This window comes from Psychromonas aquimarina ATCC BAA-1526, assembly GCF_000428725.1.
In the GTDB taxonomy this organism is placed as follows: Bacteria; Pseudomonadota; Gammaproteobacteria; order Enterobacterales; family Psychromonadaceae; genus Psychromonas; species Psychromonas aquimarina.
Genome location: NZ_KE386793.1, coordinates 401,707 through 408,242, shown reverse-complemented (window position 1 = coordinate 408,242; position 6,536 = coordinate 401,707). Strand labels below are relative to the sequence as shown.

2 protein-coding genes and 1 pseudogene are annotated in these 6,536 nt (G+C 40.5%); 2 read left to right on the top strand and 1 reads right to left on the bottom strand.

Annotated elements, in window-relative coordinates:
• Positions 1-316 (top strand): annotated as a pseudogene (locus G337_RS0125210) (IS4 family transposase); the annotation flags it as partial.
• A 282-nt stretch (positions 317-598) separates the two neighbouring features.
• Here the strand turns inward: G337_RS0125210 and G337_RS27435 are convergent.
• Complete coding sequence (locus G337_RS27435) at positions 599-1,780, bottom strand: DUF5610 domain-containing protein (RefSeq protein ID WP_051303636.1); 1,182 nt, start codon at positions 1,778-1,780, stop codon at positions 599-601.
• A 630-nt stretch (positions 1,781-2,410) separates the two neighbouring features.
• Between G337_RS27435 and G337_RS27430 the strand changes: the two genes are divergently transcribed.
• Positions 2,411-6,511, top strand: coding sequence for a response regulator (locus tag G337_RS27430; RefSeq protein WP_051303634.1), 4,101 nt, complete (start codon positions 2,411-2,413; stop codon positions 6,509-6,511).
• Positions 6,512-6,536 lie beyond the last annotated feature (25 nt).

The window sequence follows — 6,536 nt, the reverse complement described above, 5'->3', positions numbered from 1 at the left end:
AGAAGGGGTAAGGCAGGAGTTATGGGGAGTATTACTTGGGTATAACTTGATCCGACTTGAAATGGTACATATAGCCCAAGAAGCAAAGGTCGAGCCTACCCGAGTTAGCTTTACATCAGCTATTTGCATTATAGATATGCAGATCCGCGGATATGCACTCTCAGGTAACGGCACAATTCCGAAAAAATTACAGCTTATGCGCGAAGATGTTAAGCATTTTATCTTGCCTAAAAAAAGAAAACACCGAACGTTTCCACGTTCAGTGCTTTATATACCATCAAGGTACCCGTTAAGATATAAGCCTAAAATTGCTTAACCGAACGGCATTGGTACTTCGGTACGGGCTTTTTTGTGCCTGTAAGAAAATATATTTCGTGATACAACGAAATCGGGTGCTGTAAACCCAATAAACAAAGTACTAGACCAATCGCTCTTATCTCTCCTCTTTATTAATAATAGGAGAACTGACTTAGTCAAAATTTGTTTTTAAGCCTGTGCTTCGCTACGGGCTTTTTTGTACTTAAAATTTACCGGAACAATTCCTGCTGCAGCCTCGTTCCCACACAGAGCATGGGAACGAGTGCTTTGCAGAACTATGTTATACAACCTCGTCTGCAGTATCCGCTGCATTTTCAATATCCGCTGCGTTTTCAGTATCCGCTAAACTTTCAGTAGATGATAATTTATCAAGCTGTGCCAGCTGCTCAAACAACGCCTGACTATATTCAATTAACTTATTAACTTCCGGCTCTTCCTGGTTAAGCCACTCTAGTAAACCTGCCAGCTGATCTTCAAGCGCTAACGGTTTTGCTGTTTCATAAGCATCTGTTAACTCATGATTTAAAGGCTGGAGCTGATCTGCAATCTCTTTTCCGGGAAGTACCTGCTGATATTCTTTTACCGCCGCGTAGGTTTCCGTGCTCTGCAGATTCATCGAGAAGGCGGCCAGCTGGCTGGTATCCATTCCAACATTAAGCGCTTCATCAAAGGCATCTTCCAGATCACCTTCAAAAAACAGATCACTGACATTCTGCAGGCTGCCCATCAACTCATTCACAGCAGCTTGTTCATCTTCATTTAATTCGCCGTTTACTTCAAAAGAAAACGCATAATTAAATGATTCATAATTCGACTGTGCGTAATCCATGGAGTTTTCATCAAATTTTAATACAGCGGCATTCTGCTGCAGATATTCTGCGTTAAATGTAATATTGACCTTGTCACCTTCATTAGTTGTAATACTAAATGAAGCATCATTAGTTAAATTATAACGCTCAGCTTCCCGGTAGTTTGTCATGGGGTTAGCAGCGGTTTCCTGCGGTTTAAACAGCTCCTTAGATAAATCTTTTAAACCATCTTTAATTAAGTGCTTTGCTTCATGTATTCCATCTTTTATCTCTCTGGTCATTAACCCGGCATCTTTAAGCTCACTTTTAGCCTCGGCAAACCCCGTTTTTATGCCTTTTTTAGCATCATGGAGCATTCCTTTTAAGGTTTTATCATCTGCACCGTTCTCTTTAGCCTTGGTGATCGCCTCTGTAACGAAGCTCAATACATTCTCAGCGGCTTTCTCAAAATCAAAAGCAGATTTATTCTGCTGCGCTGACTGCTCAGGTATGCCTAAAGAGGAGGCTAATTTTCCGTGCATGATATTAACTGCGAGGCTTTTCTTTTCAATATGATAAACGCTGCTCTGCTGCGATATTTCATTTTTCCCCTCGCTCTGCAGCAGCTTATTAAATAGTGCTGCGGGTTGAAAACTCGGCATTCCAATTCTCATGATTTCCTCCAAATACAACGTACTTAATACTGGAACGTACTTAGACCTTATCGGCAAAAACGAATAATTCTTAATTAGATTTTCAGACGAAAATTAGATGATTTTGTTCTATTAGACCCTTTTTTTATTACTTTTACCGCTATTTAAACTCCGCTGAAAAATAAATATAAACAGCGGTCTTAGATAAAAGATATTGATGAACTTGAACAGTATATCCAGGTAATCCAAGACAGCGAAAATAACTAATTGAAATTAGTGACATTACTAAGATCATATCGTTCCGTTTACTGGGGATTACCTGCCGGGCACCTACTATTTAACGGATCTCAATAATATTTGCTTAGAAAACCTCTGCCCTTCTCTGTTTAACAACTAATTTCCCTGCATAAACAAAAACTTCTAGAAAGTCGTAAATTAAAGCCAGTGCTCTCACCTTCAGGTCAACAGGTGAATTCAACAACTCTCTTCTATACTCAGACATATTTATATGCGGCAGAAACCAGCATTAACAAACACCGAATTAACCAGATAAAAATCGCCGCCTGCCTGCTTTGCCATGCCTGCTGACCAATGTCGTTAGCGGTGAATATAGCTGGGTTTAGCTTTTCCGATCAGCGCAAGGAATTTCCTATGCTTGAAAACTTAAAACTCTCATCAATATTAAATTTTGGATTTGGTCTTCTACTTAGCGTAATTGTCACCATGTCAGTGGTCTCCTATAACGGATTAGAAAGCGCCTCCAATGGTTTTAGTAATTACCGCAATTTAGCGCGCGACACGGTATTAGCCGGCAGGCTCCAGGCAAACATGCTGCTGGTGCGCTTATATGTTAAGGAGTTCTTTAAATCAGGCCGCCAGCAGAGTGTGCTCAATTATCAGGACAGATTAGAGCAGCTTCAAGATCTATTGAAACAATCACAAGTTGAAATAGAACAAGCTGACCGAGCACAAAGCATCCGTTTGATTGATTCATCTCTTGCACAATATGTACGTAATTTTTCAGTCATCATTGATTTTAAACATCAGCGTGATGATCTGGTATTTAATCAGCTGGATCCAAGCGGCCTGTCAATGCGCACCAAACTTACCGAAATTATTATTGACGCCTATAACGATAAAGATTCTGAGACGGCCTATTTTGCCGGGCGTATCCAGGAACATGTATTACTGGCACGCCTTTACGCCAATAAGTTTTTAAACACCAATGATTTAGCCGCGGCAAGTCGATTTCAGCAGGAAATAGGTTTAAAAATAGATGCACAGATCGAATCGTTACGAACACGTCTACAGGACCCTAAGCTTAAAAGACTGTTTAACGACTTTCTTTTAGAAAGAAAGAACTACGAAGAAACTTTCCTGGAAATTCAACACCTTATACTAAAGCGTAATAAAATAATCGAAACCCAGCTGGACCGCATCGGCCCGCTTATTTCCGATGCTGCAGAACAGGTAAAACTGTCCGTAAAAAGCGATCAGGATTTATTAGGCCCCGAACTTGCCGAAGACAACGAGCAGGCGATCGTCTTTATCCTTCTGATTTCTGCTGTCGCGATTATATTAGCAACGTTTTTATCCTGGTTTATTGCCGGAAGAATACGCAGGCCGATTGGCGGAGAGCCTAAATATATTATGGAAATCACCCAGAAACTGGCACTAGGGAAGACTGATATTCAGTTTGAAAAGCGCCAGAAAGAAAATGCTACCGGCATTTTTGCATCGGTATTAAGCATAGTTGATGAACTTAAACGCAAAGCATATATGGCAGAGCAGATCTCTAAAGGTAATTTAGACGTTGAATTAAACATTAGTTCCAACCAGGATACACTAGGTCACGCACTGCAGGACATGGTCAGACAAATTAAATTACGCAGCGAAGAACTAGAGCAGGAAAATGCATCTAAGGCGGCATTACTCAACAAAATGGAAGAGCAGGACTGGTTAAAATCTAATTTAGCCAACATAGTTAAACAGATTCAAGGTATAAACCAGTTAACTGAACTAGCACAATACCTAATTTCAGAACTAGCCGGAATCATCACCGCAGGTCACGGTGCCTTTTATCTCAAAAAGAACAATAAACTTAATTTAATTGCCAGCTATGCGCATACGCGGCGGAAAAATCTAGACAACCAGCTTGAGTTCGGGGAAGGACTGGTCGGTCAGTGTGCACTGGAAAAACAGTCTATTTTATTGACACAAGTCCCCCCAGATTATATTCAGATATCATCAGGGTTAGGCGAAGCCTCTCCGCTGAATATTATTGTTCTGCCGGTTATTTTTGATAACAGCTGCAATGCAGTTATTGAACTGGCATCTTTTCAGGCATTCACTGCTCAGCAGCTGGATTTGTTAAAGCAGGTAACACAAAGTCTTGGTGTTATTGTTAACAGTGCAAAAAGCCGTGAAAAAATTGAAATGTTACTGACACAGTCAAAACAAAAAACACTGGAATTAAAACAGCAGTCAGAACAGCTTCAAACGCAGCAGAAAGAACTTCAAAACGCTAACGAGAATCTACAGGAGCAGACTTTACTGCTTACAGCGTCTGAACAGGAACTAAAAGCACAAAGTGAAGAGCTGCAGCTGTCCAATACAGAATTAGCACAAAAGCAGATCTCTTTATCAAAGCAGAAAAACGAAATTGAACAAGCGCAGGCAGCTTTGACAATTAAAGCAGATGAGCTTGCTTTAGCCAGCAAATATAAATCTGAGTTTTTAGCAAATATGAGCCATGAGTTAAGGACTCCTTTAAACAGTTTACTTTTATTAGCCAAAGGACTTATTAATAATAAAAAGCAGAACCTTGATCAAACAGAAGTAGAAGATGCAAAAGTAATTTACGACGGCGGCTTGTGTTTACTGGAATTAATTAACGATATTATGGACTTATCAAAAGTAGAAGCGGGTAAACTGATAATTCATAGTGAGACAGTAAAATTCAAAACATTATCACGTAATTTATACCAGATCTTTGATCCCGTGGCCAATGACCGGGGACTTGAGTTCACTATCGATCTAGATCGATTATTACCGGAAGCTATTATTTCTGACGGCCTAAGAATAGAACAAATACTGCGTAACCTGTTATCTAACGCAATGAAATTTACCCACCACGGCGGCGTGACCCTGAGCATAAAAAAAGCGCCGGATGATTTTCAGTTCAGCCACGCGCCAGACACATCGGATCCTATTATCGCACTTTCAGTAATCGACAGCGGCATCGGTATCCCCGAGGAAAAACAACATGCCATTTTTGAAGCATTTCAGCAGCAGGACGGCTCCACCAGCCGCAAATACGGAGGCACAGGTTTAGGTTTAACAATCGCCAGAGAGCTCACCGCACTGTTAAGCGGAGAAATACAAGTAGAAAGTATATTAGGAGAAGGCAGCACCTTCACCCTCTATTTACCCATGGCAATTGACGGTTATAAAACAGTACCAGACACAAATACTGAAAGTAAAAAAATAGAAGCAGGCGACGACAATCTGCAGCCTTCACAGGAACAGGTTGTCAGTGACGACAGAAAAGACTTACACGTAAATGATCAGGCCCTGCTGGTTATTGATGATGATCCTAAATTCGGCAGTGCACTGTGTAATTATGCTAAGCAGCAGGGCTATAAATGTGTGACAGCTGTTACCGGACGTTCAGGTATTCACCTGGCACAGACCTATCAGCCTAAGGGGATAATTTTAGATATTAATCTGCCTGATATCAGCGGCTACCATGTATTAGAACAGCTTAAATTCAGTCATAAAACACGCCATATTCCTGTGCAGATAATAACAGGGCGCGATGACATTAAAACAGATGTGCTTTCTCACGGTGCAATAGGTTTTTTAACTAAGCCGGTACAAGAAGATGATTTACACTCTGTTTTAGACGAAATTACTGATATAGCAGAGAGTACTGTTAAACATATCCTGCTGATTGAAGATGATAAACAAAACAGCAGCGCTATCACCCGCCTGTTAGAAAATAAAGGCGTTAAAATCACCGCAGTAAGTTCCGGAACTGAGGGGCTGCAGTCGATACAAGATAACCGCTATGACTGTATTATTTTAGATTTAGGCCTGCCGGATATTAACGGTTTCGATCTGTTAAAAACGCTGCATAATAATGAGTCTGTACAAGTGCCTCCGGTCATTATCTATACAGGCTGGGAAATCAGCGATGAAGATCAGTCTACTCTTAACCAGTACGCGTCATCGGTGATAATCAAAGGCCTAGGTTCAGCTGAAAAACTGAGTGATGATGTATCTTTGTTTATTCAGAATATTGAACAGAAATTCAACGGACAGCAGAAGTCTGAAACACTTGGCCCCCATAACGAAAATCAGGTTTTAGAAAACAGAAAAATATTGTTAGTTGATGATGATATGCGTAACTCTTATGCCTTGTCTAAACAGCTTATTAACACTGGTTTTGATGTTGAAATGGCCAGTAACGGCCAGGAAGCCGTTAATTTACTCACTAATGACCATAGTTTTGAACTAATATTAATGGATACCATGATGCCGGTTATGGATGGTAATGAAGCCACTCGTCAAATCAGAAAAATGCCGGCTTATCGTAAAACCCCTATTTTTGCCTTAACGGCGAAAACGATGCCGGAAGATAAAGAAAAATGCCTGCAGGCAGGAGCTTCTGAATTTTTAAGTAAACCCGTTGATCTGGATGATCTGCTGATAATGATGCGAATCTGGCTGTATAAACATGCAGTTAATTAACACAAAGCTGACTATATTAATTAAA